Source organism: uncultured Lamprocystis sp. (assembly GCF_903933125.1).
GTDB lineage: Bacteria > Pseudomonadota > Gammaproteobacteria > Chromatiales > Chromatiaceae > Thiodictyon.
Map to the genome: position 1 here is coordinate 20,419 of NZ_CAIZIZ010000473.1, position 25,823 is coordinate 46,241.

A 25,823-nucleotide genomic window follows, 5' to 3' on the forward strand; every position below is an offset into this window, starting at 1 on the left:
CCGCCCGGGCGGGGGCCTTGCCAATCCGTGGGCAGCAAATCGGCACTTGTCCGCATCCAAGAACGAACACGTGTCGCATCCAGGCGCGGTAGACCGGAGTCCAGGTCGTGCCCCGTGTTCATTTAGTGTTCTTAAGCGCAGCGGGCCGGCCTGCGTGTCCATTGAACGTCCGAGCGGTACGGCGGGACGCGCTGATTGTGTTGCCCCAGCGCAATGCGTGTCAACGCCATCTGGGATCTTTCTGCGCAAACGACAGGGACGGGCCGCCCGACGGGCGTTCGGGTTGGGTTCCTGGTCCCTGCTATCCTGCCTGCGCAGGCTTTGCCAAGCTTCCAGGGCTCTCTTACTATGCAGGCTTGGCCAAACGCCCAGTCCGGTGCGGGGCTTTACTTGCAGGATCGTTAATATTATGAACTATGTGAGTACGCGCGGACGGGTCAGCCCCGTCGGCTTCGCTGAGGCGGTCATGATGGGTCTGGCGACTGACGGCGGCCTGCTGGTGCCCGCCGTCATCCCGCAAGTTGGGACGGATACCCTGCGCGACTGGTCCCGGCTATCGTTCCAGGACCTCGCGCTGGAGGTCATGTCCCCCTATGTCGGCGGGGAAATTCCGCGCGAGGACCTGCGTGGACTCATCGCCCGCGCTTACGCCGGCTTTTCCCATCCGGAGGTGACGCCGGTGGTCGAGGCCGGTGGCCTCAAGATCCTGGAGCTGTTTCACGGTCCAACCGCGGCTTTCAAGGACGTGGCCTTGCAGTTATTGGGGAATCTGTTCGAATACCTGCTCAAGCGCGACGGTGGACACCTGAACATTCTCGGTGCCACGTCAGGCGACACTGGTTCGGCCGCCATCGCCGGGGTGCGGGGTAAGGAGCGCATCCGGATCCTGATCCTTCACCCGAAAGGCCGCGTCTCGCCGATCCAAGAGCGGCAGATGACCACGGTGCTGGACCCCAACGTCCATAACATCGCCATTCGTGGAACCTTCGACGATGGCCAGCGCATCGTCAAGGATCTGTTCAACGATTTAGCCTTTAAGGCCGAGTATCACCTGGGCGCGGTCAACTCGATCAACTGGGCGCGCATCCTTGCGCAGACGATCTATTACTTCTACGCCTGGGGTCGGGTGAGCGGCGGCGACCCGGATCGGCGCCTGAGTTTCTCGGTGCCCACCGGAAACTTTGGCGACTGCTTCGCGTGTTATCTGGCGAAGCGCATGGGGTTGCCGGCGGACCGGATCATCGTCGCCACCAACCGTAACGCGATCCTCACTCAGTTTGTGCACACCGGGATCTATGAGGCGGCTGAGGTCCACCAGACGTTAAGTCCGGCGATGGACATCCAGGTCGCCTCCAATTTCGAGCGTTATCTGTATTTTCTCCACGGCGGCGATGCCGCGATCGTCCGTGACCTGGTCGAGCAGATGCAGTCGAGCGGCCGACTCACGGTGAAGGGGTCGCGACTCAATCAGGTGCGGGCGGATTTCGATGCGACTGCGGTGTCCGATGCCGATACACTGGAGCAGATGCGCACCACCTTCGCCGGTAGTGGCTACATCCTCTGCCCGCATACCGCCACCGGAGTCTGGGCGGCGCGGGTGCGGGGCAATGCGGTGTGCCTTGCCACCGCGCACCCCGCCAAGTTCAATGAGGCGGTGCAGGCGGCCATCGGTCAGGACGCTCCGGCGCCTGAGTCATTGCGCGGACTGATGGACAAAGCGACGCGCTGCACAGAGTTGGACGCGACCACCGAGGCCGTGCGGGAGCACATCCGGGAGACCTTGGGCGTGGTCGGTGCCGGGCCGGCCTGAGCCGGTATGGCAGGGATGCTCGCGATCCTGGTCGGGGTCGTGCTACTCGGTGGCGCGGGACTGCTGTACGCCGAGTATCGGCGGGAATCACGTGTCTTGCGCGCGGCGGCGATCGGCGCTGTCGCGGCTGATCACCGGCGCGACCCGGCGCGTACCCTGGAACGGCTCACCCGTTGGGTCTACAACAATCAGGGGTTCGCCAAGAATTCACGTTATTTCCTGAGTCCGCGGTTCGGCCCGACGCCGTTGCAGGTGCTGGAATCAGGCGGCGATTGTGCCGATAAATCCAGGCTGCTGGCGGCCATGCTCGACGAACTGGGTATCCCCAGTACACTGGTGATGCTCTACGCGCCGGACTATGCCCGGTCCACACACACGGTGGTTGAAACCCGGTTACCCGGCTTTCGCGCGGCCGCCGACCCGGTATTCGATATCGTGTTTCCGGACGGGGCCGGGGGGCTGCTTGGGGTGGCGCAGCTCCAGCAGCAGCCGGAACGCTTCGAGGCGCGCATTCATGCGCTTGCCGCGGAACGGGGGCCGGCTTCCAAAGTCGCCTTTTATCCAACCGAACTTGAGAGCTACCGGTGGCCCAGGACCATCAATTGGGAGCGCATGCCGGCCACGCGTGTCCTCGGTTCAGTGCTCGGTTGGTTCGTCCCTCAGCCCGAGCTGGTGACGCGGCCGCGCCTGTTGGCCGAGCCCAAGCTGCTTGTTTCGTTAGCGCTATTTGGGCTGGGGCTGGTGTGCGTCGGCCTGGGTTGGCTGCTGATGCCTTGACTCACGGCGCTTGTAATCGCGTCCGATCAGTGGCATGTCAAGCGCTGCGCAATTGACCTTGTTCAAACCGGAGAGTGGCGTCGTTGTCGTTGTCGTAATCGAGGTGACGATACCCGCGAGGATTCGCTCGCACCGCGTTGTTTCGCAGCCCCTGCGTTGCAAGCAGCGCAACGATGCCTTTGGTTCCGTGCGCGGATATCGAAGCTTTTCAAGCGCTTGGTGGCCTTCTAGGCCCAGGCGACGGAGCGAATCCAAACCGCCTCTCCGATTACGATTACGACAACGACAACGAAACCACCAGTGCAACGGCTGTGTTCGCGTTTAACTTGTTCCTGATGCGTTTCTAACGCCAACGAGAGGCTGCACCGATGGCATCTACTCAACTGACTGGAGCCAACATTGATCCGGCCGAAGTCGCCTATTACGAACGCCTGGCCCACCGGTGGTGGGATACCGCGGGGCCGTTCTGGCCGCTGCACCGACTCAATACCTTTCGGGTCGGTTACCTGCGTGATCGGATTGCGCAGACGCTGGGTTTGGATCCGCGGCAGGAGCGTCCGTTCGCGGGCTTGCGCGTGCTCGATATCGGCTGCGGCGGCGGTATCTTAAGCGAGTCCGTGGCCCGCCTGGGGGCCACGGTGGTCGGCGTCGATGTGACTGAGAAAAACCTCGGTGTGGCACGCCTGCACGCCGGCTGGAGCGGCTTGACGATCGACTACCGGTTGGAATCCGTCGATCAACTGGCCGATTCCGGGATCGTCTTCGACCTGGTGCTGAACATGGAAGTGGTGGAGCATGTCGAGCGGCTGCCGGACTTTCTTGCGCACTGTGCCCGCCTGGTCCGGCCGGGCGGTATCATGGTGGTGTCCAGCATCAATCGGACCGTCGCGGCGGCCCTGATCGCGATCTTTGGGGCGGAGTATGTCCTGCGCTGGTTGCCGAGAGGGACCCACCAGTACCGCAAACTGGTGCGTCCGGGCGAGGTGATCGCCGGTCTGGGTGCGGATTATCGGGTCTTGGATCGGACCGGGGTGCGGGTCAACCCGTTCAACCGGGCCTTCTCCCTGACCCGGTGGATGGGGGTGAACTATATGCTCGTGATGCAGCGAGCGGCTAGGGAGTCCGTAATCGGTTGAACTGCGAATACAATCGTTGTCGTTGTCGTTGTCGGATAAGCGTTTTTTATCGGGCATGCACTGTCCGATGCCTGGCTGGTTTCGACTCGCTACCTTGCCTGGGCGTGCACGGTTGCTAAAACTCCAAATGGCCTCGATCGCTGGGCCAGGAGCCAAGGAATCGTGACAATGATTGCAATCGGTCAGCGAAACTACGCGGTACAAGATCGATTACGACAACGACAACGACAACGACTGAAATGGCGGGTGGGCAACTTCAGGTGAAGCACGACATCAGTAGTAGTGAGCCGCTTTGTGGGTGGGCAGCCACGCCCGCCAGCGCGCGTCGAGACCGCCCATGCCACCGGGGAAACGTGAGTCGATGACTGACGTTGATGCCGAATCATCGCCCGCGGTCGCTTCGGAGCGTTTCAGGATCTCTCCGATGAGCGGCCCGCCTTCCGGGATCGACATCAGGAAGTACACCAGAGACCAGGCTTGTGCCTCGGCACGCTGATTCGGCGCGTTCTTGCGCTGCCAGTCGGGTTCCGACAAGCTCAGCAATTCGGCCGTCGGGAGCAATCGGTCAGTATTGCGTAATGTTTGCACCGTCAGATCCAGCTGCGGGTCTGAAAAAACCGCGGTGGTATCACTCAAGACCCGCAGCAGTTGGAAATAACGCGTGAGTCCGGCGCGCAGCCAGCGGGGAGCGAACGGGAAATCGCTGCGCAACAGGGTCTCGCTCGTTTCCCCCGCCAAGGCTTGCGCCATCGCATCCGGGCTGAGTCGATACCAGGTGACGAGTTCGCCGGTCGCGGGAGCGCCCTGGCGGTCCGGAGTGGACGGTGCGGCGGCGGTTCCGACGACGCGGTCGTAGGCCACCTGGTCAGGGAGCAGGCGGATGGTGAGGGTCGGCTGGGCCGGGAAGGTGAGATTACAGCGTGTTCGATAAATCCTATCGACCGCACGTGGAACCGACTCGACCATGTGGTTGACGCGGTCGTGCAGGCGGAAGTCGACTGGCACGACCCGGACGATCAGGCTGGAGTCGGCCCTGGCCTGATTGGTCGAGGCCGTGCCCGGTTGGGCTGCTTGTGCCGGGAGCGCATCAGGTGGGCGGTCGCTGAACTGCACATTGCCATCGGCATCTTTCCATTGATAAACCTTGGCAAAACAGACGGCCGAGCCGATCGAAAGCATCAGCAACAGGAGTACAGCAGGGATCGGAGCAGCGATCTTCATACTCGCCTTTCGGGGTTAAACCTCCTCTTGGCGATTCTAGTCGCTAGCGCGGCTTGCGTGATCCGTCCTAACAATTCTTTACAACCCGGCCGGCCGCCGTTGGCCGCAGCCGACGCGAATCGGTCAGGTATCCGTGTACTCGCTCGCCATGCGTTCCTGGGCGACACCGAGCGCGCCGAGCGCTGCCGCGCCGGCGCGCACCGCGGCGGCCGGCCCGGCGAGATAGAAGCGCAGGCCGCTGAGGTCGGCGTGGTCCGTTTGGACTGCCGCGATCAGGTCCGCCGCCGCGTCGCTGATCAGCGGCGTGAAGCTGAAGTTGTCCAGGGCGTCTTTGAGCGCGCGTCCCCAGCGGCTTTGGTAGTGTCCCTCGGGATGGGTCGTGCCCCAATAGAGGTGGAATGACTCGATCAGATCAATGGAGACGGCGTGCTCGATCAGGCTTTTCACGGGGGCGATGCCGTCGCCGATGGCGATGAATACCGCGGGTTCCGGTGCGTCCTCGCGCAGCACGAAGGTCCCCTGCGGGCCGGTCACCTTGATCAATTGACCGGCATGAAGTCCGCTGAACACCGCCGCGGAGAAGGCGTCCGTCCCGCGTCGGACATAGAACCAGAGATTGCGTCCGTTGCACGGACAGCTCGCAATCGGCAATTCACGGCTGGCGCCGTCCTCCAGGGTCAGGGTGGCGCGCTGGCCGGCCATGAAGCGCAAGGTGTGGGTGCGCGGGGTCTGGACATTCAGGCTCACCAGATCCGGTGCGAGCGGTTCCAGCTTGCGCAGGCTGGCACGGATCTCCTGACGCGGCAGGTCCTGCACCGACAGCGCCTCGGCCGCCTCGAGGATCAGATCGGTAACCGCCGTCGTCGAGCAGGTGAGAATGTAGCCCAACTGTTTCTCGCGCTCGCTCAGCACATAGTCGTGATCGCGCGTCGTGGCGACCTCGCCGCTCAGCACGCGGGCCTTGCATTCGCCGCAGTTACCGCTGGCGCAGCCGTAACCCAGCTTGAGTCCGGCGCGCACCGAGGCATCCAGGATGGACTCGGCGCCCTCGATGAAGAAGTCGTGCCCGCTCGGGATCAGTTTACAGTTGGCAGCCATGATGCGCAGGAAGGTATCTTTCGCCAGCAGTTGGGCCGTCTTGTCGGCCGTTGGTCGCTCCGCCAGGGCCAGGCGGGCTTGCGCAAACCAGGCTTGCATCGCGCTGATCGCCGCCGCGGACGGACCCTGATCACCGCCCGAAAGGTCTTGGAGCCGTGCGCCGACCTCGTCCAACAGCGACTCGGTTGCCGTCAGGGCCGACATCCGCTCCACCAGGGTCGCGCTCAGGCCGCGCAGACGTGCGACCAGGACCTCGGGGCTGGGCAGGATGGTATCGGCGTGATGAGACTTCGGTACGGCCGCGGACTTGATCCGCTCCACCCGGAGCAGCGCCTCGTCGTCATGGAGGCTCACCGCCGGGTAGAGCAGCAACAAATCCTGGATCGCGACGGCGCCCTCGAAGGTTTCGAGGTCGCCGCGGCGGATGCGTCGCTGGATCTCGGCGCGGGTGACCCCGGCCAGGCGGGCGGCGCGTGAGAGACTCAGATAGCCCATGAATAGCGGTCTCCTGACGGGTGTCGGCCTCAAGGTTGCAATCCCGACCCCGGCATCCCATTGATGGCAGCGGATAGCAAGGTGACGCAACTCACAAGTAACATAGTCGATGTGCCGACGCGACGCAAAAGCACTGGAGGATCCCGTGGAGCAACAAACCAAGCGGCTGTACGCCTTTATCAGCGGGCATCAGCCAGTATGACCACCGACGCCGATGGCGATCTTACGGTCGCGCTGCTCGATCAGTTGCGGGCGGCCGCGGCGGCTGGCCGCCCGTTGAACCTGCGCGGGGCCGGAACCAAGACCGGGCTCGGCCGTCAGGTCGCGGCGGGCACCGCGCCACTGGACCTGTCCGGGCACTCCGGGATTATCAACTACCAGCCCAAGGAACTGGTGGTGACCGCCCGCTGTGGGACTACCCTGGCGGCCATTGAGGCCGCACTGGCCGAGCACGGCCAGCATCTCCCTTGCGAACCGCCGCGGCTGGGTGTTGGCGCGACTCTGGGCGGCACCGTCGCTTGTGGTCTCTCCGGCCCCGCCCGGCCGTCCGGCGGCGCCATCCGCGATCTGGTGTTGGGTGCCCGTATTCTTACCGGCCGGGCGGAGGTCCTGCGTTTTGGCGGCGAGGTGATGAAAAACGTGGCGGGCTACGATTGTTCCCGCCTCATGGTCGGGGCATTCGGTACCTTGGGCGTGTTGTTGGACATCAGCGTCAAGGTGTTGCCGTCTCCGGCCGTGTCCCGGACCCTGGTGCAGGACTGTGGTCAACCCGAGGCCCTGGCGCGGATGGAGCGTTGGGCGGCGCAGCCCTTGCCCATCACGGCCTCCTGCTGGATCGATTCCGGCGACGGCGGTCGGCTGTGGGTGCGTCTGGCCGGGGCCGCCCAAGGGGTTCGCGCCGCGGCCGAACGCATCGGCGGCGAACCGCTGGCGGATGCGGATGCCATCGGTTTCTGGGAGGATCAGGTCCGTGAGCAGGGCCACGCCTTTTTCCAAGGCGATCTGCCCCTGTGGCGCTGCGCTGTGCCGGCGGCGACGCCGCTCCTGGAATTGCCGGGTCCGCAACTTCTGGAGTGGGGCGGTGCCCAGCGCTGGTTGCGCAGTGCTGACGCGCCCGCGGTCATCCGTGCCCTGGTCGCCCGCGTGGGCGGTCACGCGACCCTGTTCCGTGGCGGTGACCGCACGGGGGAGGTCTTCCAACCCTTGTCCGCGCCGCTGCTGGCCCTGCACCGCAACCTCAAGCGTGCTTTCGACCCCGCCGGCATTCTCAACCCCGGCCGACTGTATCAGGACCTCTGAGGGCCAACCGTGCAGACCCAGATCCTCCCGGAGTTTCTTGCCACCCCCGCGGGGCGCGAGGCCGACGCCATCCTGCGCAGTTGCGTCCACTGCGGTTTCTGCACCGCCACCTGCCCCACGTATCAGTTGTTGGGCGACGAGTTGGACGGACCGCGCGGGCGGATCTACCAGATCAAGCAGGTCCTCGAAGGCCATACCCCGACCCGCATCACGCAGCAGCACCTGGACCGCTGTCTCACCTGCCGCTCCTGCGAGACCACCTGTCCGTCCGGGGTACGCTATGCCCGGCTGGCCGAGATCGGTCGTCATCTGGTGGAGGAGCGGGTCGCGCGTCCGGTCGGCGAGCGGCTGCTGCGCACCGCCTTGGTCCGGCTGCTGCCGCATCCGGCCCGTCTGCGTCCGCTGCTCGGCCTCGGTCGGCTGGTGCGGTCCCTGCTGCCGGCCGCGCTGGCGGCCAAGGTGCCGCGCGCCCGCCCGGCTGGGGACTGGCCCGCGCCGCGCGGTCGGCGGCGTTGCCTGGTGTTGGCCGGCTGTGTTCAGTCGGTTGCCACACCCCTGACCAACGCCGCGGCGGCCCGCCTGCTCGACCGGCTGGGTGTCGACCTGATCACCAGTCCCGCCGCCGGCTGCTGCGGGGCGGTCGCGTATCACCTCAATGCCCAGGACGAGGGCCTGGACGCCATGCGCCGTAACATCGACGCCTGGTGGCCTGAGATAACGGCCGGCTGCGACGCCATTCTGGTGACCGCGAGCGCCTGTGCGGGCATGGTGAAGGACTACGGTGACCTGTTGCGCGATGATCCCCTCTATGCCGAGAAGGCCGCGCGGGTGTCGGCCTTGGCCCGCGATCCGGCCGAGTGGCTGGCGGCGGCGGACTTGAGCCCGCTGGGGGCTCCCGGTCGGGGTCGGCGCATTGCCTTCCACGCTCCCTGCACGCTCCAGCACGGGCAGCAGATCAAGGGCGTGGTCGAAGGCATTCTTACCCGGCTCGGCTTTACCTTAAGCGTCGTGCCGGACGCGCACCTGTGTTGCGGTTCCGCCGGCACCTACTCGCTTACTCAGCCGGAGCTGTCGCTTGCGTTGCGCTCGAACAAGGTCTTCGCCTTGGAGTCTGGTGCGCCGGAACTGATCGCGACCGCCAATATCGGTTGTCAACTGCACCTGGGGGCCGGCAGTGGGGTCCCGGTGGTACACTGGCTCGAACTGTTGGACCCAGCCAACTGAAGCATCAGGTTCAAATCCTCTGGAGTGACCAGCATGGCAGAGCGCGTCGGTTTCATCGGGCTGGGGATCATGGGTCGCCCCATGGCGCTGAATCTGCTGCGCGCCGGGTGGAACCTGGCGGTCTATGCCCGTCGCCCGGAGTCCATGGAACCCCTGGCCGCGGCCGGTGCCGCGACCTGCGATAGCCCGGCGGACGTCGCCCGCCACGCGGATATCCTCTTCACCATGGTGGCGGACACCGCCGACGTGGAGCAGGTCATCCTTGGGCCGGGCGGGGTCATCGAAGGGGCGAGCCCCGGCGCCGTGCTGGTGGATATGAGCACCATCTCGCCCGCCGTCACCCGCACCATCGCCGCACGGTTGCGCGCGCGCGGTCTGGCCATGCTCGATGCCCCGGTCTCGGGCGGTGAGGCTGGCGCCATCGCGGGCACGCTATCGATCATGGTCGGCGGCGAGGCGGCGGTCTTCGAGCGGGTCCGACCGCTGTTCGCGGCGCTGGGGCGCAACATCGTCCATGTGGGCGGAAGTGGTGCTGGCCAGGTCTGCAAGTCATGTAACCAAATCGTGGTGGGTGCGACCATCGTCGGGGTCGCTGAGGCGATCCTGCTGGCGCGCGCCTCCGGTGTCGATCCGGCGCGGGTCCGTGAGGCGTTGCTGGGTGGATTCGCCGCCAGCCGTATCCTGGAGGTCCACGGACAGCGCATGATCGACAGCGATTTCGCTCCTGGCTTCAAAGCGCGGCTGCACCAGAAGGATATGCGCATCGTCGGCGAGTCCGCGCTTGAACTTGGCCTGGCATTGCCGAGCGCCGCGACCATCGCCCAATACCTCAACGCCCTGGTCGGCCAAGGGCTGGGTGAGGAAGACTCTGCGGCCATTTACAAGGTGTTGGAGGCCATGAGCGGCAGCCGGAGCGCGCATGGCGGATTGGTTCCCGCGGAATCACCATGCTGATCATTCGCACTGAACAAATCGCGCAGTTGGCCGCCGACGAGGTGAAGCGCTTCAACGTTCGCTTGCAGCGGCATCTGCTGGTGTCGTTCCCGTTGCAGACCGCGATGGCGAGTGAGCAGTCACTCGGCGAATTCGTGGACTTCGCGATGACGCAAGCAGCGGCGGTCGGCATCGATACGGAAGCGACGGTCCAGTCATTCGCTGATCACATGGTTCTCCTGGGGGCGGATTTCCACCGGAATCCGCTCTATGCGGACATCGCGGCGCCCTTGTTCGACCAGGATCTCGTCAGCCCCATTCAGCGTCTCGATCTCGTCTACGACCGCGCCTGGAGCTACCTCGACGCCACCCGTGGCCCGGATGCGGCCAACCTGATTCGAGCCATGGCAAGACTCAGAGCCACCTTGGGTACGCCCAAAGAGGGATGGAGCGTCACGACTGATGACCTGATTCAGACACTCCATCGTATTTTCCCCGAAAAGTGCGGTGCGCACTCCGTGTCGACGCTGACCAGGTTCTGCGGCGGAACCCTGGCGCGCGCCTGGGAGGATGGCTTCGAGCAGCCGCCGGCTCGCGTGCTCTATGTCTGTGTCGCCTTTCTCGCCGGACTCGGATTCTTCCGCGATCCTTTGGTGTTGGGGGGGGCGCTGCACTATGCGCAGGCACTGGCCGCGGAACGCGATCCGGCGCGCCGTACCAAGCTGTTGGGTCGCGGCGTGGCGCTGTATCTCGACACGATGTTGGCGAAGGTGCGCGGCGCGTCGCTGCTGATCGAGGAATAATACAATGGGTTGGTGTTCGAAACCAGATAAGGCGTCCACGGCGGCTGAAAAGAAGGGATGCGACAAGAAGGTCGGCGATCCCAAGCAGCCTTGCCCGTTGGCCGATCCCAATATCGTTTCCATCGGCTGGTTGGACGGCGCCGATGACAAGGAGGTGGCCACGGCCGATCAGTGGGTCAACCTGCCGAAAGAAGATAAGTGGGTCAATGGCGCGGAGATCCAGAACAAAGACCGCCTGGGACTCAAGCCGCGGCTGAAAGTCAAGTTCGACAAACCGGGGTCGCACGCCTTCAAGGTCAAGCTGCTGGCACCAACGGGAACCGACGCCTACACCGATACCGAGAAGGGCCGCAATGCTAACTTCAAATACACGGAAGACGAGAAAAGCTACACCACGGACGCGGACGGCACCAAGATCATCGACGGCGACTTCGCGTTGGTGGCGGGTGGCGGCTACAAGTTCAAGGCCCAGGCCAAAGACAGTAAGGATAAGGTTGTCAAGACCGGGGACCTCACCACCAAGCGCCTATTCTACTATGTCGAGGCGAAGATGACGGGGTTGACCTCGGTGCTGTCGTCCACGGCACCGGTCGACACCGAATATGACAAGCATTACATGGTGCTGAAAAAGCACAGCGCGCTGTCCATTGCCCATCAAAGCAATATCGGCAGCGACACCGATACCGACACCTTGTCGGGCAACGTGGATACCGCGGTTGATGCCGACGCGACCGTCAAGCCGACCAAGCCCTATTTGTTGACCGTGGCCTACACGGATCATCTCGCGGTCAAGCACGCCGACGTGGTGGTCCAGAGTGCCACGGTCGACGTGGGTCCCGGCAAGCCCAAGGTCGTCATTCCGGTCACGGCGGCGGGGTTGCTGTCGCCGAACACCGTGGCGACCCGTTATCTGTGGCACGATCTGGTTGCGGGTGAGAGCTGGTTCGTCGAGGCCAAATTCAAGCCGGACGGCGGCGGGGAATCCACGATTGCAGCCGATAAAGTGACTCACAAGGGGACTGGAGACTATTGGAACGAGGTCGAGGTGGACGTTGCGTCCCTGCCGGCCGGCCGGGGCAAGGTCGAGGTCAAGGTGAATGTGGTCGACCGGATGCGCGGCGGCCTGGCGCTCGGCGGCGCCAATCAAACCTGTGTCTGTACCAGAGCCTGGTGGAGTGATCAGCCCGACGCGAAACAGGAGTGTACCATCATCCACGAAATCGGCCACAAGGTCGGGATGGTGGCGAATGGTACGGGTGCGCTGCCGGACAAGGTGGCGACGCATTATTCAGGTAAGGGTCATGCCGGGGATCATTGCTTCAAGGGCTGTCCGGATGGCGAGGCCAGCTATTCGACCAGCGCGAATCTCTCCGCATCGCAATGCGTCATCTTCGGGGCAGTGAACAGCAAGAACGCCTTCTGCGACAACTGCGAGAAGGCCGTCAAGAAACTGGACATCGGCAGCGGCTGGTAGTCTGCGCTTGATGTCATCACCAGAGGGCAGGCAGGATGGACTTTATCCCGGACCAGTTTCGCGAGGTCGCACTCGGTACCTTCGCGCAAGCGGTGTGTTCACCCGCGGCGCCATCGTCCGATTGGAGTGGGGTCCGGATCACGGCGCCGCAACGCATCACCATCGCTGCCGGTGAGCGTCCGGTGGTGCCGATCTGCGGCTATTTTCTGGTCCCGGTGCTGGCCGCCATGGATGGGCCGCCGCTGGGTGTGCAAGTGCGTCATGTCGCGACCAAGGTCATTGTGCGCGGTACGGTGATGGAGGAAGGCGGCAACGAACCGGAGGAGCCGCCGCCGCCCGATGCCCCCACGGCGAGCCGTGAGTCCCTCGCCGGGGTGTCGACCGGCGGCTATTTCAACATCGATGCGCAGCGCTATCTCCCGAAACTCCTGGCGCCTGGGGTCTATGATGTCGTCGTCACCTACGCCGGGTCGAACTCGAATGTCCTGCGAGTCGAGATTGAAGGCATCTGATTCCCTGGAGGTTTATGGATAGCGACGCAAACCGCGAGGCGCCTCGATCGGCCTTGATCATCATCCCGGCCAGCTCACCGACCGCGAAGTCGCTGGTCCGCACAGCGGACCCTACGGATCTGACCGATCCACTCGGCGATCCGCGGTGGTGGGTTTTTTCCACTTATTTCGCCCAGGGCTTCCCCTACATGGTGGTGCGCGCCATGTCGTCGGTCTTTTTCACCGATGTCGGGATGTCGGAGCGCGCGCTGGGTTATCTCAACTTCCTTGGCCTGCCCTGGAATCTGAAGTTCTTGTGGGCGCCCTTCGTGGATATCTACTCCACCCGGCGTACCTGGATGATCCTGATCCAGGCCCTGCTGACCGTGCTGACCGCGCTGCTGGCCGGACTCTGCCTCCTGCGCGGGGACGGGGCGGGGTTGCCCGACGCTATTCTGGTGTGGCTCTTCATCGTCTTGGCGTTCCTCGCGGCCACCAATGATATCGCCATCGACGGTTATTACATGGAGGGCATCAGCGACCCCAAGCAGCAGGCCGCCTATACCGGGTTGCGGGTCACGGCCTACCGTCTGGCGATGATCGTGGCGCGCTTTGGCATCATCCTGGCGGTCGCGGAGGTCGCCAAGCATGCGTTCGGCGGCAATCTGTACAGCGCCTGGGGTTGCGGTTTTGCGGCGGGGGCGGCGGTGATGGCCGTCCTGACCATACTGCATCTGGTCAAGCTCCCGCGCTACCAGCAGCCGCGGGAGCGCAGCGTCGGTGGCCGTCACGCGGGCGCCGCCTTCCTGAACTCCTTCGCCGCTTACCTTGAGGTCTCGCCGCGTCGCTCACTCATCGCGCTGGTCAGCGCTCCCCTGCTTGGCTTGGCCCTGAGCGCGGTCCTCCTGGCGTTGGGTGTCCCTGGGGTGCAGGCCCTGACCTATGGCTTCGCCTTCATGCTGATCGCTTTGCTGGCCCAGGCCAAGCCTGCGATTGCACTGAGTCTGGCCTTTATCATGTTCTACAAGATCGGCGATGAGATCATCTTCTCGATGGGGACGCCGTTTCTCAAGCGCTATCTGCTGGTGGACAACACGCAACTCGCCTGGATGAGCGGTCTGCTGGGGTTGGTGGGTTCCATCATCGGGACCACGATCGGCGGACTCTGGATCAAACGCACCGGCTTGCGCCGGGCCATCTGGCCGCTGACGCTGTTGATGAATCTCAATATCCTCGCCTACATCTGGCTGGCCTATGAGCGCCCGCTGGCGACCAGCACGCTGGGATTCCTGACCATCGGGACTGTCTACACGATCGAGCAGATCGCCGCGGGTCTGGGTAACGCCGTCCTCATCGTCTACATTCTGCGTACCTGTAAACCCGAGTTCAAGGCCGGGCATTACGCCATCGGATCGGCTTTCATGTCGGTGTTCTCCGCCCTGTTCGGCGGGATGGGCGGAGTCATCGTCGAACAGGTCGACTATATCGGCCTTTTCACCATTGGTTTCCTGGCCTCGCTGCCGGCGATGGCACTGTTGTTTTTCGTGCGGGTCAAAGATTGATCTGACGCCACCGGCCGCTGGAGCGGTCGGACGGCATTCTCACGCTGGAGAGATTGGGCAAGTATTCCTTGTAGGTTGGGCTGAGGAACGAAGCCCAACGAGGAGCCAAACGTAAGGCGCGGAAATGTTGGGGTTCGTTCCTCACCCCAACCTACGGCATTGCGCTGTTTTCGGGTTCGGAGCGAATACTTTCACAATCTCTGGAGCGTGGGAACGAGAAAACGTTTATTGGCGAGCGGTTTCTTGAGATAGGGCGCGCCGGAATCGGCGCTCCTGCGGATAGGGAAAGATGTCATCGAGACGGCCGCTGCGGATCACCGTCTGGCGGGTGCGCCACCAGGCGGGTTCGAGCAGGTCGCGGTGCAGTTGGAGAAAGACCTTACGAATCCGCGGATCGGTGAGCAGGAAGGTCGCGAACTCTTCCGGGAAGACGTCATCCGGTCCGGCCGTATACCAGGGTTCCGCCGCCATCTCCATCTCCGGGTAGGGCGCCTCCGGGATCTCCCGGAAGTTGCATTCGGTGAGATAGCACAGTTCATCGTAATCGTAGAAGACGACCCGGCCGGCACGGGTGACGCCGAAGTTCTTGAACAAAAAATCACCGGGAAAGATGTTGGCGGCGGCGAGTTGCTTGATGGCGTCGCCGTATTCCCTGATGGCATGGCGTATCTCATCCTGATCCGCCGTATGCAGATAGAGATTGAGCGGAGTCATGCGCCGCTCGATATACAGGTGCTTGATGATGAGCTGATCGCCATCGATCTCCAGGCTGCCGGCGCATTCGGACTCCAGCTCCGCGCGCAGATCCGCTGAGATGCGCGCCAGCGGGAAGGCGACGTGGGAGTATTCCCAGGAGTCAGCCATGCGCCCGACCCGGTCATGCATTTTGACCAACAGGTATTTTTCTTTGACGATCTCGCGGGTCATTTCCTTGGGTGGTGCGAACCGGTCCCTGATCACCTTGAAGACGAATGACAATGACGGCAGGGTGAAGACGCACATCACCATGCCGCGGATGCCGGGTGCGACTTTGAATTGGTCCGAGGAATAGCGCAGATGTTTCAGGAAATCACGGTAAAATTCGGCCTTGCCGTATTTCTGGAAGCCGATGGCGGTATAGAACTCGGCTTTTGATTTACGCGGCAGAAGCGGTCGCAGGAAGTCCACGACCGCTGCCGGCACCTGGGTATTCACCATGAAATAGGCGCGGGAAAAGCTGAAAATGTCGGTGATCTCGTCGTTGCCCAACAGTAGGGCATCGCAATAGAGCCCGCCCTGCTCGTCATTGAGGATTGGCACCGCAAAGGGCGTTTGGTCCGCCCCATTGATGATCTTGCCGATGACATAGGCCCCCTTGTTACGAAAAAAGGGCTCGGTCAGTACCGCGATCTGAAAATTCTGCGCCAGCGCCCGATTGTGCGGGAAGCGGGAGCAGATGGCGTTCATGAGGTTGCGGATGTCATGGCGTCGGTCGCGGAAGGGAAGCGTGAACCCGAGTCCGTTCATCACCGCGCCGATAATCTTGACGATGCCGTCACGGGCCGGGTAATAGGGGCGGAAGATCGGGTTCTCCGCCTCCAGGTGTTCGGTGGAGAACACCGGCCACACGAAGATATGGGCGCTGTTGTAATAGCGGCGGTCGAACAGGCGGCAGAACACCGAGTTGTAGTAGGTTTCCGCCAACTCGGGCTGGCGATGTTGCGGCAGCAGGCGCAGGTACTCCACCTTGACCCGCCGCCACAGGCGCTCGTCGCGGTTATGCAGGTGGAATTCGCGGCGCAGGATGCCCACGGTTTCCACCACGCGCTGATCGTAGTAGTCGATGCGCTCGCGGGAGGCGGTCTGAACCGCGGCCCAATCCGCGTTCTCAAAGCGCTGTCGCGCTTTGGCGGTGACTTCCCGGAACTGTCGGTAATGGCTGTCGAAGCCATCCAGGATGCATTCCGCGATCTGTTTCGCTTCGGTCCAGGCCATGGCGCTCTCCTCAGTCCGCGAGGTCGAGTCGGGCGGCGGCGACCAGGATGCCGTCCGCGTCCGCGTAGACCCAGTCGCCGGGTGCGAAGCTGACTCCGGCAAAACTCACCGCCAGGTCGCGTTGACCCTCACCACGGCGCTGGCTCTTGCGCGGATTGGCGGCCAGGGCTTTGACCCCCAGGTCCATCCCGGCCAGTTCATCCGTATCACGTACGCAGCCGAACAGGATCACCCCGGCCCACCCCTGGGCGACCGCGCTCGCGGCGATCAGGTCGCCGAGCATGGCGCAGCGCGGCGAACCCCCGGCGTCGGCCACCAGCACGCGGCCGGCTCCGGGTTCGGCCAGCAACGCCTTGATCTGGGTGTTGTCTTCGAAGCACTTGACGGTCACCACCGCGCCGGAAAAGGCGCGGCGTCCGCCGAAGTCCCGGAAGATGGGATCACAGACCCGCACCTGGGTCTCGTATTGGTCGTAAAGGTCGGCGGTCTTGAATGCCATCGGACTATGGACCTGGCGGAAGGTTGAATCGTCGGTAGCGGAAAGCATAAGGGCAAACGGCGGCGAAGCGAAGGGTGCACTGCGCTGATGCCTAAGCGCCGAACACCATATCGGCCGCGCTCTGCCACAGGGGTTGGCCCAGGCCGTAGCGCAGCGCGAGTGCCAACGGGATCGGTCCTTGGGAGACCAAGCGGTCATGAAAGGCCCGCTCGGCGAATCCCGTGCCGTCGCGTGCTTCCTGTTGCGTCCGCGCCGCTTCCAGCAGTCGCCAGCCGAGCACCGCGGCCAGTGCATCACCCGGCGCGAGCACGATGCATGCGAAGGCCGCCTCCGCAGTCGTCTCAGGGATCCCGTGGGAACGCAGGCGCGCCAGGGCTTGGGCGCTATCGATGCGGCCGGTATGCAGGCCCAGGTCGAGTTCGGCCCGCCGCAGGCAGTCGCGCCGGGCGATCAGTGTCCAATGGTGCTGGTCGCCGGCGTGAACTCCCGTGCGTCCCAGCCGGTCCGTCAGATAGAGGTGCCAGCCCCCTGTCAGTGAGACGGCGTTGGCGAGTCGGCGCGGCAGGCGCCGCGCCCGCGCCGCGTCGGCGTAGGCCAGCAAGTGACTGCCGCCCCACCCCTTGACGAGACAACGGTCGCGGATACGGGCATCGGACTCGGTCCCGAGGTCGCCGGCGGACAGATACAGGGTCCCCGTTCCATCCGCCGCCGGGAGGTAGTCCGTGTGGGCGCGCCGCGGCCCCGCGCAAGTCGGGCGCAGGTCGATGCGCAGGGGGGCGTCGGGCAGGGTAACGAGGCCGCTCGCGGTGAGTTGGGCCGCGAGTTCATCAGCGCGTTCGCGATACTGCTGCAGTCGGGCCGGCGGCGCGGTCGGCGCTTCAGATCCCGACACGGCATCCTGATTCAGGTCGTCCGTCAAGCGACTCAGTTCACCTTCAGTCGCCCGCAGCATCCCGGCAATGGAGTCACCCAGGATTTCCGGATCGCAGTCGATGCAATGGAGATAGCGCAACCGCAGTTGCAGGTGTGTGCTTCCGCAGCCGGGTTCCCCCCGCGCTCGGTTAGCCAACTCGGTCGTCAACAGGTGGCCGAAGCCGGTCAGGGCATCAGCGGCCGATTCCGCCAGGTTTTGTAGTCTATGGGGCGCGCGCGCGTGGTCGCGCAGCCAGGTGCTCCGCGCCAGGTGACGCAGATAACAGCAACCGCTCGCGGCCTCCGCGGCGGCGACGCGCACCAGGGGCGCGCTGAGCGCTGCCGCCGTCTCACGCAGTTGGGCCTGGGCCTGGCGCAGGTGTTCCGGTACCTGTTCCAGGAGTTGGGGCAGGGCGCCGTCCAGCGCCCGCATCGGGTCCAGGGTCAGGCGGTCGATCTCCGCGACCGGCAGAAAGTGCAGGGGGTCGAGCCAGCGCCAGTCGCGCGTCAGGGACTCCTGATGCTCGATCCGCGCGGCGCCGACGAGCAGCTCGTAGTCCAGTTGCCGATCCGCGTCCAACGCGGTGAATGCGATCTCATCCAGGCCCAGGATCAGGGCCTCGATCCAGCCGCGCAGGGCGGCGCGATCATCGTCCTCTTGCGGCGGGAGCAAGCGGCCCGACACCGGGAAGCCAAGTTCCAAAGCGCGGTCCGGGTGGTAGCGAAACCAACCCTCATAGAACTCCGCGACGACGGCGTCGAATGCGGCCGCCGCTTCAAGCATCGCGGATCTCGAAGTCGTGGGTGACAGTGGCGACGGCTCCGAGCATGATAGAGGCCGAGCAATATTTGTCGGCGCTCAATTTGATCGCACGTTCGACCTGACGGGGGTCAAGGTTCCGTCCGGTGAGGATAAAGTGGGCGTGGATGCTGGTGAAGACCTTGGGGTCGGCGGGTGCCCGCTCAGCGGTCAGTTCGAGCACGCAATCGGTGACCTGCTGCCGCGCCTTGCGCAGGATCGAGAGCACGTCGAACTCGGTGCAGCCGCCCATCCCCAACAGCAGCAACTCCATCGGGCGCACCCCAACATTGCGTCCGCCCGCGTCCGGCGGACCGTCCATGACGATACCGTGTCCGGATTCGGACTCGCCGAGCATGGCAACCCCATCGATCCACTTCACCCGAGCCTTCATGAACACCCCCAAAGCAGTCGATCCGGGACGCCGCCGCGGCGTCCGTACTGACGCCGCAGGCTACCATAGTTCGACAAGGCGCAGATGCTCGCCTAAGATTCCCAATTAACTCGTGCGCTGCCCCGCAGCGCCATTGTCCGACGAAGGCCGCGACCGATGACCATCCTGATCCCACCCAAGCAAGAACCCCGCTGGCTCCAGCCATTCCTGTCTCACTGCCATACCAAGTCCTACGACAAGAACGTGGACTTCATCCGCGTCGGGGAGCCGGCAGAGAGCATCTATTACCTGATCGAGGGCTCGGTGGCCGCCGTCATCGACGACGAAGAGCGCCGCGAACTCTTGTTGGCCTATATCAATAAGGGTGAGTTCATCGGCGAGATGGGGCTGTTCATGCCGTTGAACACCCGTAGCGTCATCGTGCGGACCCGCATGAAATGCAAGGTCGCGGAGATCACCTATCAGCGTCTCGACCGGCTGCTCGACAACGAATTGAAGGATGTGGCCAAGGAATTTCTCTATGCCGTCGGTCTGCAACTGTCGACGCGGTTGCGCCAAACCAGCCGTAAAGTCGGTCACTTGGCCTTCCTCGATGTGACCGGGCGGATCGCCGGTACCTTACTTGATTTGTGTAAGCAACCGGACGCCATGACGCATCCGGACGGTATGCAGATCCGCATCACGCGCCAGGAGATCGGGCGCATCGTCGGTTGCTCACGCGAAATGGCCGGGCGGGTGTTGAAGAGCCTGGAGGAGCAGGGACTGATCAGCGTGGCGGGTAAGACGATCGTGGTGTTCGGCACTCGTTAGGATGCGCTTCGCGCTCAGAAAAATAACCGCCGCAGCTCGGTTCCCGGGTCGGGGGCGCGCATGAAGGCTTCGCCGACCAGGAAGGCGTGGACCCCATGGTGGCGCATCAGGGTGACTGATTCCGCGCTCAGGATGCCGCTCTCGGTCACCAGGAGCCGGTCGGCGGGCACCGCGTCCAGCAGCTCCAGTGTGGTGTCCAGCGTCACCTCGAAGGTGCGCAAATTCCGGTTGTTGATCCCGATCAGCCGGCCCGGCACGGCCAGGGCGCGCGACAACTCGGCGGCTTCGTGTACCTCCACCAGCACGTCCATGTCCAGTCCCTGGGCCAGGGCGCTCAGGTCGCGTAACCGCGCATCGTCCAGGCAGGCCGCGATCAGCAGGATGCAATCCGCGCCGATCGCGCGCGCCTCATACACCTGATAGGGGTCGATGATGAAATCCTTGCGGATCACCGGCAAGCTGCAGGCGGCGCGCGCTTCGACGAGGTAGGCATCGCTGCCCTGGAAGAAATCGATGTCGGTCAGCACCGACAGGCAGGCGGCTCCGCCGCGCTCATAGCTCGCCGCGATCGTCCCCGGAGCAAAATCCGCCCGCAGTACCCCCTTGCTCGGACTGGCGCGTTTGATCTCGGCGATCACTGCCGGCTGGCCGGCCGCGATGCGTGTTTCCAGGGCCGCGGCGAAGCCGCGTACCGGTGGTGCCGCGGCCAGCCGGGCCTGGAGTGCCGTCAGCGGCAGGTGCGCGGCGCGAGCCGCCACCTCTTCGACTTTGCGGTGGCAGATCTTTTTCAGAATATCAGGGGTTCCGGGCATGGCTGAGACATCTCGTGCTGAGCGGAAAAGCAAACGCAAACGCGAAGACGTAAATCCTTCGCGAGCTGGTACAGAGATTCCGGCAAGCACCTAAGTAACTAGCCAGGAACAAGTTAAGCACAATCGTTGTCGTTGTCGTAATCGGATAGCGATTGGGTAGTCCTGAAATCGGTAGGCGAAGCCCTGCAACACTGACCGGGAACGATCGAAAAATCGGAGGATTACCGCTTCCCGCCCTCTTCGAGGATCCGTCGATTGTGGCACTACCCATCCACTCGATTACGACAACGACAACGACCGGGACGCCAAAGGCGTTTCCTCATGGGCTTGTTTCGCCTAGTTAGTGAATGGTTCCTAGGCCATGGTCGCGGTCAGCGCAACCAGCGACTCCAGCCGCCGCAGTGCCTCGCCGCTCGCGATGGCGGCCTCCGCCAGCCGGACCCCTTCCGCCAGGGTCGCCGCCCGCCCCGCGGCATAGATCGCGGCGCCCGCGTTCAGCAGCACGATGTCACGCGGGGGGCCGGGTTCGTTGGCGAGCACACCGCGCAGCATGCGCAGACTGGCGGCCGGATCCGCCACCCGGATGCGGTCGAGTCCGGCGCGGGGCAAACCGAAGTCATCCGGACTGATCCGGTAGCGGCTGATCATCCCATCCTTGAGTTCAGCCACCTCGGTCTCAGCCCCGATACTGATCTCATCCAGGCCATCGCGGGCATGGACCACCAGGACATGCTGGCTGCCCAGGCGCTGCAGCACTTCCGCCAGCGGCTGGAGCAGCGACTCGCTGAAGACCCCGAGTAACTGATTGGGCACACCGGCCGGGTTGGTCAGCGGCCCCAGGATATTGAAAACCGTGCGCACGCCCAGTTCCCGCCGCGGTCCGATGGCGTGTTTCATCGCGCTGTGATGGCCGGGGGCGAACATGAACCCGACGCCCACCTCGCGCACGCAGCGCGCGACCTGCGCCGGGTTGAGATCGAGCCGCACCCCCGCCGCTTCCAGGACATCCGCTGCACCCGATTTGCTCGATACCGAGCGGTTGCCGTGCTTGGCCACATGGCAGCCCGCGGCCGCGGCCACGAACATCGCGGTGGTGGAGACGTTGAAGGTTCCGCTGGCGTCCCCGCCGGTGCCGACGATGTCTACCGGGAAGTCAAGCCCGGTGATATCCACCCCCGCCGCCAGTTCGCGCATCACGCCGGCGGCCGCCGCGATCTCCGCGACCGATTCGCCCTTCATGCGCAGCGCCACCAGAAACCCGGCGATCTGCGCCGCGGTCGCCCCGCCGGTCATGATGGTGCGCATCACCAACGTCATCTGCGCGCTATCGAGGTTCTGCCCCTCCACGCAGGAGGTAATCGCCGCCTTGATATCCATCGGTTACTCAGCGCCCCATGATGAAATTCTTGAGCAGATCATGACCCTGTTGGGTCAGGATCGACTCCGGGTGAAACTGGACCCCCTGAATCGGAAGGGTGCGATGCCGCACGCCCATGATCTCGTCGGGTGCGCCCGATTCGGTCTGGGTCCAGGCGGTCATCTCCAGACAGTCCGGGAGGCTGTCGCGCGCGATCACCAGCGAGTGGTAGCGGGTCGCCTCGCAGGGGTTCGCCAGCCCGGTGAACACCCCTTGATTGCGATGGTGCACCGGCGAGGTCTTGCCGTGCATCACCCGGCGGGCCTTGACGATCTGTCCGCCGAAGGCCTGGCCGATCGACTGGTGCCCCAGACAGACCCCCAGGATCGGCACCCGTCCCGCCATCGCCTGGATCAGCGGCACCGAGATTCCCGCCTCGTTCGGGGTGCAGGGGCCAGGGGAGATCACGATCTGCTCCGGGTTCAGCGCGGCCACCTGCGCCACGCTCAGCTCATCATTACGCACCACCCGCACCGCGGCGCCCAACTCGCCCAGATACTGGACCAGGTTGTAGGTGAATGAGTCGTAGTTGTCGATCATCAGCAGCATTTGGAAGGTTCCCTGGGGGGTGGGAGCGTCTTACTTGCGCACGGGCTCACTTGGCACCAACGGCTTGGTGAGGCCGCCCGGCTTGGGTTCCTCGGCCGGTTTGGCCGGTGGCTTGGGCTGGAACGGCGGACTCTTGGCGCCGGCGACGCCGGTGCCGAGCATGTTGACCGCTTCGGCGCTCTTGCCCGGGATCTCGAAGCGCATCTCCGGCCAGATGGCGAGGCCTTTGGCGGCGGAGACAGTCCCGCCGGTCGCTTGGTCGATGGTGGTCCCGCTCAGCGCGGTGCGCACGATCAGATCGCTCTCGCCGGTGATGCCGGTGAGCTTGCCGGTCCCGCCGGTCAGTTTGAAGGTGCCGGTGCAGGAGCCGGGCTCGCCGTCACAGGTGAACTCGGCATAAATGTAGTCGCCGGTCGGACTTTCGATGGTGCAGTAACCCTGGCCCTTGATGGTGTTGGCGAGGATCTCGGTGATCTGGGTCGAGGGGCAGGTGAACAGGGCGGCGTCCAGGAGTCCCTGGCCGTGCTCGATGTACATGATGCCCTCGAAGGTGCCGATGAACTGGAGTTTGTCCACGGCCACCTGGTAAATCTGACCGTTGGCCTCCCAGGGGGCGAGGATTTTGGCCGTGCCCTGCTCCGCCCACGCGGGGAGGGCGGCGGCGAGGCCGGCGAGGGCGAGCAGTGTGACGCGTTTGACCATGAAAGGACCTGCTGGACGGTAGTGCGCGAGCGCTGGGCCGTTTGAACGGGCCAAGTCTGCCGCCGCGCCGATGACCGGATGTTCGGGCTTGGCGGCCGGAATGCCGATCAAGACCGCGGCGCGGCGCTGCCGCGCTAGGGCGCCTGGTCGGGAGCGGCGGTGCCCGGCGCGATCGCCTCTAAGTGTTCCATCGCCTCCACGGCCTCCTCGGGCGAGTCGGATTGGACCACCGCGAGGCACTCGGCGATGTAGTCCTCCATGTCCTCCGGGGCGACCTCATCGTCGATCGCCATCTGGCGGCAGGCGTCCGCCGTGTCTTCGGCGAGGCTGAACACGGGGGAGGCCGCCGCCAGGAACAGGGCGAGGGGGAGTGCGGAATGTAAACGCGTCATTGTTGCTCGGCTCCAAAATCACGGGGTTTGCGCTCGGTGGCAGGGTTCGCATCGGGTCCGCGGTAGCAGAACGGCGGTGCGGTGCGCTAGGCTTGAGGATGATAGCCTCCCTGGCCCCGTGCGGTAAATCGGCGCTCATGTTGATGCCGGCGGGAGAGCTTCGGGCGATTCCCAGGAGTCAGCATCCCGAGTGCGCATCCCTGCAAGATCCACAGGGGCTGTAGGGGCGACTTTAGTCGCCCCTACACCACACGTCGGTCAATCCTTATCCCGAAAATCACCTCAAGCCTGCAAAACCGCACGATGCATAGCCCCGCGTTTCACATCGCTTCGTCCGGCAGCGGTTTGGGCCGACCCGCGGGGGACACGGCCGATCCGCGTTGGGGTCTGACCCCGCGGGAGCTCCTGCGATGAGCGTCCCCCCGACCGCATCGACGCACCGCCCGCTGCTGCTCGGCTGGCGCGAGTGGGCGGCCCTGCCGGACCTCGGGTTGACGCTGATCAAGGCCAAGGTGGACACCGGGGCGCGCACCTCCACCCTGCATGCCTTCTACATTGACCCCTTCGATCGGCACGGCGCGCCATGGGTGCGCTTCGGCATCCATCCGCTGCGCGGACGCACCGATGTGGTGGTTCACGCCGAGGAGCCGGTCATCGATCGCCGCCAGGTTTCGGACTCCGGCGGGCACCGTGAGCAGCGTTACGTGATCCTGACCCGATTGACGCTGGGCGGTTCGACCTGGCCCATCGAACTCGGCCTGTCCAACCGCGAGACCATGCTGTTTCGCATGTTGCTGGGACGCACCGCGTTCGCCGGACGCGCCCTGGTGGACCCCGGCCGCTCCTTTCTCACCGGGCGTCAGTCCCGGCCGGCCCGGCATTACGGGAGGGACTGACCCGCCGGCTGGCGACTGGTCGGATTCTGCGGCAGTCTGCCGGTGAGGTCACCGAAATGTTCGATCTGCGCCCTCCGGCAACATTGGCGGTCGCAAGATCGGTGACCCCATGATGGAACAAGGTCAGGACGATGCGGGCGTCGAAGATCCGGCGACGTGCGAATCCGGGCTGTCCGGCCAGGCGCCAGCGCGGATTGGCGCGGTAGGCCGCGCAGATATCGGCGGCGGTCTTTGGGCCGAGCGGGCGCTTGAGGACAGCAGGATTGCGCAGCAGAAGGTAGAGTTCGACGAGGACGAGTTCGCAGATCACCACATCGTCGCGTCCCGCGCAGCCGCCAAGGAACGCGAATGCTGCATCGTGTTCGGCGCAGTCGGCGTTCTGCGCATACAGCAGAATGTTGGTGTCGATCGAGATCACGGGGGGGCGTCCGGCTCGTTGGCCAAAAGCCGCCAGTCTTCCACCGGGGCTTGGAAGTGTCCGAGTGACCGCGGCGGCGGGGGGTGCCATTCCGGTCGCGTCGGCGGGACCGGGGGGTAGACGCGCACGATGTACTCCAAGCCCCGGCGTACGACCTCGCCCAGGGTGATTTCGCGCTCGCGCGCGACGCGCTCGGCCTCGCGGTAGAGGTCATCCGGAATCTGGAGTCGGGTCTCGATCATAATGCGAAAATACCACTCCGACGGATTGGGATCAAACGGCGGGGTGCCGCGTCAGCAATTCCAGCCGCCCCGGAAGCCGGAGGGGTCGTTACCGCGGGCGTCGCGGGCCAGCGCGAGCACCATAGTACGTACGCCCCCCGAGAGGTTAGCCATAGGCGGGCTGATGCCCCAGACCCCAGAGCCTCAGCAGATCCCGACAGCCGTCATCGAAATCACTGCGAAAATCGATGTGCTGAAACGCGGGCAGAACCCAGGACAGCCGTTCGATATCGCACTGCCGGTAGAGCAGCGGTACGATGCGATCCTCGAATCGCGCCTGTTGCAGGGCGTAGATCAGCTCGTGTTTTACCCACCTCGAACCGACCGAGTCCGGCGAGAGCACGACGATGAACCAGTCGCATCTGCGCAGGGCCGACCCGATTTCGTCGTGCCACTGCTGCGCTCCCATGATATTCGTTTGGCTGAACCACAGGGGCACGCCGTGGCGGCGCAAGGTGGCGGCCACGCGGATGGTGAAATCGTGATCGAGGCTGCAGTGCGAGAGTAGGATGTTCAATCTGACCCGAAATGGCGCCCAATACCCCATGCAAGAACCGTGTTGCCGGGACGCACCGGCAGTCGAGGTTCGGCGCACGGGTGGGTATGATGACGCACGCCGCCCGCGTTCAGACTCAGGCATCGACA

Annotated in this window: 26 protein-coding genes; 12 read left to right on the forward strand and 14 right to left on the reverse strand. The window is 64.4% G+C overall.

From position 1 onward, the window contains the following. Nucleotides 1–409 precede the first annotated feature (409 nt). The 3 genes from thrC (at nt 410) to ubiG (ending at nt 3,723) form a co-directional block, all read left to right on the forward strand. Nucleotides 410–1,810: a threonine synthase gene (gene thrC / locus QZY03_RS25650; protein ID WP_295585920.1), complete on the forward strand. Its 1,401-nt coding sequence runs from the start codon at nt 410–412 to the stop codon at nt 1,808–1,810. Nucleotides 1,811–1,816: 6 nt separating this feature from the next. Beyond that, complete coding sequence (locus QZY03_RS25655) at nt 1,817–2,587, forward strand: transglutaminase-like domain-containing protein (RefSeq protein ID WP_295585923.1); 771 nt, start codon at nt 1,817–1,819, stop codon at nt 2,585–2,587. A gap of 368 nt (nt 2,588–2,955) precedes the next feature. Further along, a complete protein-coding gene (gene ubiG / locus QZY03_RS25660; RefSeq protein ID WP_295585926.1) occupies nt 2,956–3,723 on the forward strand; it encodes a bifunctional 2-polyprenyl-6-hydroxyphenol methylase/3-demethylubiquinol 3-O-methyltransferase UbiG in 768 nt (255 codons plus the stop codon). A gap of 273 nt (nt 3,724–3,996) precedes the next feature. Here the strand turns inward: ubiG and QZY03_RS25665 are convergent, their stop codons facing one another. Together QZY03_RS25665 and QZY03_RS25670 are read right to left on the reverse strand one after the other, a co-directional pair. After that, on the reverse strand, nt 3,997–4,944 hold the full coding sequence (locus QZY03_RS25665; protein ID WP_295585928.1) for a DUF4124 domain-containing protein: 948 nt from the start codon (nt 4,942–4,944) through the stop codon (nt 3,997–3,999). A gap of 123 nt (nt 4,945–5,067) precedes the next feature. Next, nucleotides 5,068–6,537 carry a 2Fe-2S iron-sulfur cluster-binding protein gene (locus tag QZY03_RS25670; protein WP_295585931.1) on the reverse strand — a complete coding sequence of 490 codons (1,470 nt, stop codon included), beginning with the start codon at nt 6,535–6,537 and terminating at the stop codon, nt 5,068–5,070. A gap of 198 nt (nt 6,538–6,735) precedes the next feature. On the opposite strand from QZY03_RS25670, the gene glcE reads away from it, so the two are divergent. Genes glcE through QZY03_RS25705 form a run of 7 tightly spaced genes read left to right on the forward strand, consistent with a single transcriptional unit; the run spans nt 6,736 to nt 14,323 of the window. Next, complete coding sequence (glcE, locus tag QZY03_RS25675; protein WP_295585933.1) at nt 6,736–7,836, forward strand: glycolate oxidase subunit GlcE; 1,101 nt, start codon at nt 6,736–6,738, stop codon at nt 7,834–7,836. Between the two features lie 9 nt (nt 7,837–7,845). Further along, complete coding sequence (glcF, locus tag QZY03_RS25680) at nt 7,846–9,060, forward strand: glycolate oxidase subunit GlcF (RefSeq protein ID WP_295585936.1); 1,215 nt, start codon at nt 7,846–7,848, stop codon at nt 9,058–9,060. Between the two features lie 33 nt (nt 9,061–9,093). After that, on the forward strand, nt 9,094–10,014 hold the full coding sequence (locus QZY03_RS25685; protein WP_295585939.1) for a 2-hydroxy-3-oxopropionate reductase: 921 nt from the start codon (nt 9,094–9,096) through the stop codon (nt 10,012–10,014). Then, nucleotides 10,008–10,796, forward strand: a complete 789-nt coding sequence (locus QZY03_RS25690) for a hypothetical protein (protein ID WP_295585942.1) — start codon at nt 10,008–10,010, stop codon at nt 10,794–10,796. Before QZY03_RS25685 ends, QZY03_RS25690 begins: the two co-directional genes overlap by 7 nt. 4 nt (nt 10,797–10,800) lie before the next feature. Further along, on the forward strand, nt 10,801–12,270 hold the full coding sequence (locus QZY03_RS25695) for a hypothetical protein (protein ID WP_295585945.1): 1,470 nt from the start codon (nt 10,801–10,803) through the stop codon (nt 12,268–12,270). 35 nt (nt 12,271–12,305) lie between these two features. Beyond that, on the forward strand, nt 12,306–12,782 hold the full coding sequence (locus QZY03_RS25700; RefSeq protein WP_295585947.1) for a hypothetical protein: 477 nt from the start codon (nt 12,306–12,308) through the stop codon (nt 12,780–12,782). A gap of 14 nt (nt 12,783–12,796) precedes the next feature. Continuing rightward, nucleotides 12,797–14,323, forward strand: coding sequence for a hypothetical protein (locus QZY03_RS25705; protein ID WP_295585950.1), 1,527 nt, complete (start codon nt 12,797–12,799; stop codon nt 14,321–14,323). Between the two features lie 225 nt (nt 14,324–14,548). Here QZY03_RS25705 and aceK read toward each other — a convergent pair whose 3' ends face one another. The 4 genes from aceK to QZY03_RS25725 all read right to left on the reverse strand — a co-directional run bounded on the left by aceK (nt 14,549) and on the right by QZY03_RS25725 (nt 18,901). Then, on the reverse strand, nt 14,549–16,297 hold the full coding sequence (gene aceK / locus QZY03_RS25710) for a bifunctional isocitrate dehydrogenase kinase/phosphatase (protein WP_295585953.1): 1,749 nt from the start codon (nt 16,295–16,297) through the stop codon (nt 14,549–14,551). A gap of 10 nt (nt 16,298–16,307) precedes the next feature. Continuing rightward, complete coding sequence (gene rraA, locus QZY03_RS25715; protein ID WP_295585956.1) at nt 16,308–16,796, reverse strand: ribonuclease E activity regulator RraA; 489 nt, start codon at nt 16,794–16,796, stop codon at nt 16,308–16,310. A gap of 91 nt (nt 16,797–16,887) precedes the next feature. Beyond that, nucleotides 16,888–18,492, reverse strand: coding sequence for a DUF885 family protein (locus tag QZY03_RS25720; protein WP_295585959.1), 1,605 nt, complete (start codon nt 18,490–18,492; stop codon nt 16,888–16,890). After that, the gene (locus QZY03_RS25725) at nt 18,485–18,901 is read right to left on the reverse strand and encodes an OsmC family protein (RefSeq protein ID WP_295585962.1); all 417 of its coding nucleotides are present in this window, start codon (nt 18,899–18,901) and stop codon (nt 18,485–18,487) included. Before QZY03_RS25725 ends, QZY03_RS25720 begins: the two co-directional genes overlap by 8 nt. Before the next feature lie 156 nt (nt 18,902–19,057). Between QZY03_RS25725 and crp the strand changes: the two genes are divergently transcribed. Continuing rightward, nucleotides 19,058–19,711, forward strand: a complete 654-nt coding sequence (gene crp / locus QZY03_RS25730; protein WP_295585965.1) for a cAMP-activated global transcriptional regulator CRP — start codon at nt 19,058–19,060, stop codon at nt 19,709–19,711. Nucleotides 19,712–19,725: 14 nt separating this feature from the next. On the opposite strand, the gene trpC is transcribed toward crp, so the two are convergent. The 5 genes from trpC to QZY03_RS25755 form a co-directional block, all read right to left on the reverse strand. Beyond that, nucleotides 19,726–20,523 (reverse strand): indole-3-glycerol phosphate synthase TrpC, encoded by a 798-nt coding sequence (trpC, locus tag QZY03_RS25735; RefSeq protein WP_295585968.1) that lies wholly within the window; start codon nt 20,521–20,523, stop codon nt 19,726–19,728. A gap of 354 nt (nt 20,524–20,877) precedes the next feature. After that, nucleotides 20,878–21,900 carry an anthranilate phosphoribosyltransferase gene (gene trpD, locus QZY03_RS25740; protein WP_295585971.1) on the reverse strand — a complete coding sequence of 341 codons (1,023 nt, stop codon included), beginning with the start codon at nt 21,898–21,900 and terminating at the stop codon, nt 20,878–20,880. 7 nt (nt 21,901–21,907) lie between these two features. After that, the gene (locus tag QZY03_RS25745) at nt 21,908–22,489 is read right to left on the reverse strand and encodes an aminodeoxychorismate/anthranilate synthase component II (RefSeq protein ID WP_295585974.1); all 582 of its coding nucleotides are present in this window, start codon (nt 22,487–22,489) and stop codon (nt 21,908–21,910) included. 30 nt (nt 22,490–22,519) lie between these two features. After that, complete coding sequence (locus tag QZY03_RS25750) at nt 22,520–23,191, reverse strand: hypothetical protein (RefSeq protein WP_295585977.1); 672 nt, start codon at nt 23,189–23,191, stop codon at nt 22,520–22,522. Between the two features lie 134 nt (nt 23,192–23,325). Continuing rightward, nucleotides 23,326–23,583 (reverse strand): hypothetical protein, encoded by a 258-nt coding sequence (locus tag QZY03_RS25755; protein WP_295585980.1) that lies wholly within the window; start codon nt 23,581–23,583, stop codon nt 23,326–23,328. Nucleotides 23,584–23,993: 410 nt separating this feature from the next. On the opposite strand from QZY03_RS25755, the gene QZY03_RS25760 reads away from it, so the two are divergent. Next, nucleotides 23,994–24,479, forward strand: a complete 486-nt coding sequence (locus QZY03_RS25760) for an ATP-dependent zinc protease (RefSeq protein ID WP_295585982.1) — start codon at nt 23,994–23,996, stop codon at nt 24,477–24,479. Here the strand turns inward: QZY03_RS25760 and QZY03_RS25765 are convergent. From QZY03_RS25765 to QZY03_RS25775, 3 genes are all read right to left on the reverse strand, one after another. Next, nucleotides 24,433–24,897, reverse strand: a complete 465-nt coding sequence (locus QZY03_RS25765; RefSeq protein ID WP_295585985.1) for a TA system VapC family ribonuclease toxin — start codon at nt 24,895–24,897, stop codon at nt 24,433–24,435. The genes QZY03_RS25760 and QZY03_RS25765 overlap by 47 nt on opposite strands. Continuing rightward, nucleotides 24,894–25,139, reverse strand: coding sequence for an antitoxin (locus tag QZY03_RS25770; protein WP_295585988.1), 246 nt, complete (start codon nt 25,137–25,139; stop codon nt 24,894–24,896). Before QZY03_RS25770 ends, QZY03_RS25765 begins: the two co-directional genes overlap by 4 nt. Nucleotides 25,140–25,284: 145 nt before the next feature. Further along, nucleotides 25,285–25,695 (reverse strand): toll/interleukin-1 receptor domain-containing protein, encoded by a 411-nt coding sequence (locus tag QZY03_RS25775; RefSeq protein WP_295585991.1) that lies wholly within the window; start codon nt 25,693–25,695, stop codon nt 25,285–25,287. Between the last annotated feature and the right edge of the window lie 128 nt (nt 25,696–25,823).

Coding starts and splice junctions, on each gene's coding strand:
- thrC (WP_295585920.1), top strand. CDS start 410: ATGAACTATGTGAGTACGCGCGGACGGGTCAGCCCCGTCGGCTTCGCT.
- QZY03_RS25655 (WP_295585923.1), top strand. CDS start 1,817: ATGGCAGGGATGCTCGCGATCCTGGTCGGGGTCGTGCTACTCGGTGGC.
- ubiG (WP_295585926.1), top strand. CDS start 2,956: ATGGCATCTACTCAACTGACTGGAGCCAACATTGATCCGGCCGAAGTC.
- QZY03_RS25665 (WP_295585928.1), bottom strand. CDS start 4,944: ATGAAGATCGCTGCTCCGATCCCTGCTGTACTCCTGTTGCTGATGCTT.
- QZY03_RS25670 (WP_295585931.1), bottom strand. CDS start 6,537: ATGGGCTATCTGAGTCTCTCACGCGCCGCCCGCCTGGCCGGGGTCACC.
- glcE (WP_295585933.1), top strand. CDS start 6,736: ATGACCACCGACGCCGATGGCGATCTTACGGTCGCGCTGCTCGATCAG.
- QZY03_RS25685 (WP_295585939.1), top strand. CDS start 9,094: ATGGCAGAGCGCGTCGGTTTCATCGGGCTGGGGATCATGGGTCGCCCC.
- QZY03_RS25690 (WP_295585942.1), top strand. CDS start 10,008: ATGCTGATCATTCGCACTGAACAAATCGCGCAGTTGGCCGCCGACGAG.
- QZY03_RS25695 (WP_295585945.1), top strand. CDS start 10,801: ATGGGTTGGTGTTCGAAACCAGATAAGGCGTCCACGGCGGCTGAAAAG.
- QZY03_RS25700 (WP_295585947.1), top strand. CDS start 12,306: ATGGACTTTATCCCGGACCAGTTTCGCGAGGTCGCACTCGGTACCTTC.
- QZY03_RS25705 (WP_295585950.1), top strand. CDS start 12,797: ATGGATAGCGACGCAAACCGCGAGGCGCCTCGATCGGCCTTGATCATC.
- aceK (WP_295585953.1), bottom strand. CDS start 16,297: ATGGCCTGGACCGAAGCGAAACAGATCGCGGAATGCATCCTGGATGGC.
- rraA (WP_295585956.1), bottom strand. CDS start 16,796: ATGGCATTCAAGACCGCCGACCTTTACGACCAATACGAGACCCAGGTG.
- QZY03_RS25720 (WP_295585959.1), bottom strand. CDS start 18,492: ATGCTTGAAGCGGCGGCCGCATTCGACGCCGTCGTCGCGGAGTTCTAT.
- QZY03_RS25725 (WP_295585962.1), bottom strand. CDS start 18,901: ATGAAGGCTCGGGTGAAGTGGATCGATGGGGTTGCCATGCTCGGCGAG.
- crp (WP_295585965.1), top strand. CDS start 19,058: ATGACCATCCTGATCCCACCCAAGCAAGAACCCCGCTGGCTCCAGCCA.
- trpC (WP_295585968.1), bottom strand. CDS start 20,523: ATGCCCGGAACCCCTGATATTCTGAAAAAGATCTGCCACCGCAAAGTC.
- trpD (WP_295585971.1), bottom strand. CDS start 21,900: ATGGATATCAAGGCGGCGATTACCTCCTGCGTGGAGGGGCAGAACCTC.
- QZY03_RS25745 (WP_295585974.1), bottom strand. CDS start 22,489: ATGCTGCTGATGATCGACAACTACGACTCATTCACCTACAACCTGGTC.
- QZY03_RS25750 (WP_295585977.1), bottom strand. CDS start 23,191: ATGGTCAAACGCGTCACACTGCTCGCCCTCGCCGGCCTCGCCGCCGCC.
- QZY03_RS25755 (WP_295585980.1), bottom strand. CDS start 23,583: ATGACGCGTTTACATTCCGCACTCCCCCTCGCCCTGTTCCTGGCGGCG.
- QZY03_RS25760 (WP_295585982.1), top strand. CDS start 23,994: ATGAGCGTCCCCCCGACCGCATCGACGCACCGCCCGCTGCTGCTCGGC.
- QZY03_RS25770 (WP_295585988.1), bottom strand. CDS start 25,139: ATGATCGAGACCCGACTCCAGATTCCGGATGACCTCTACCGCGAGGCC.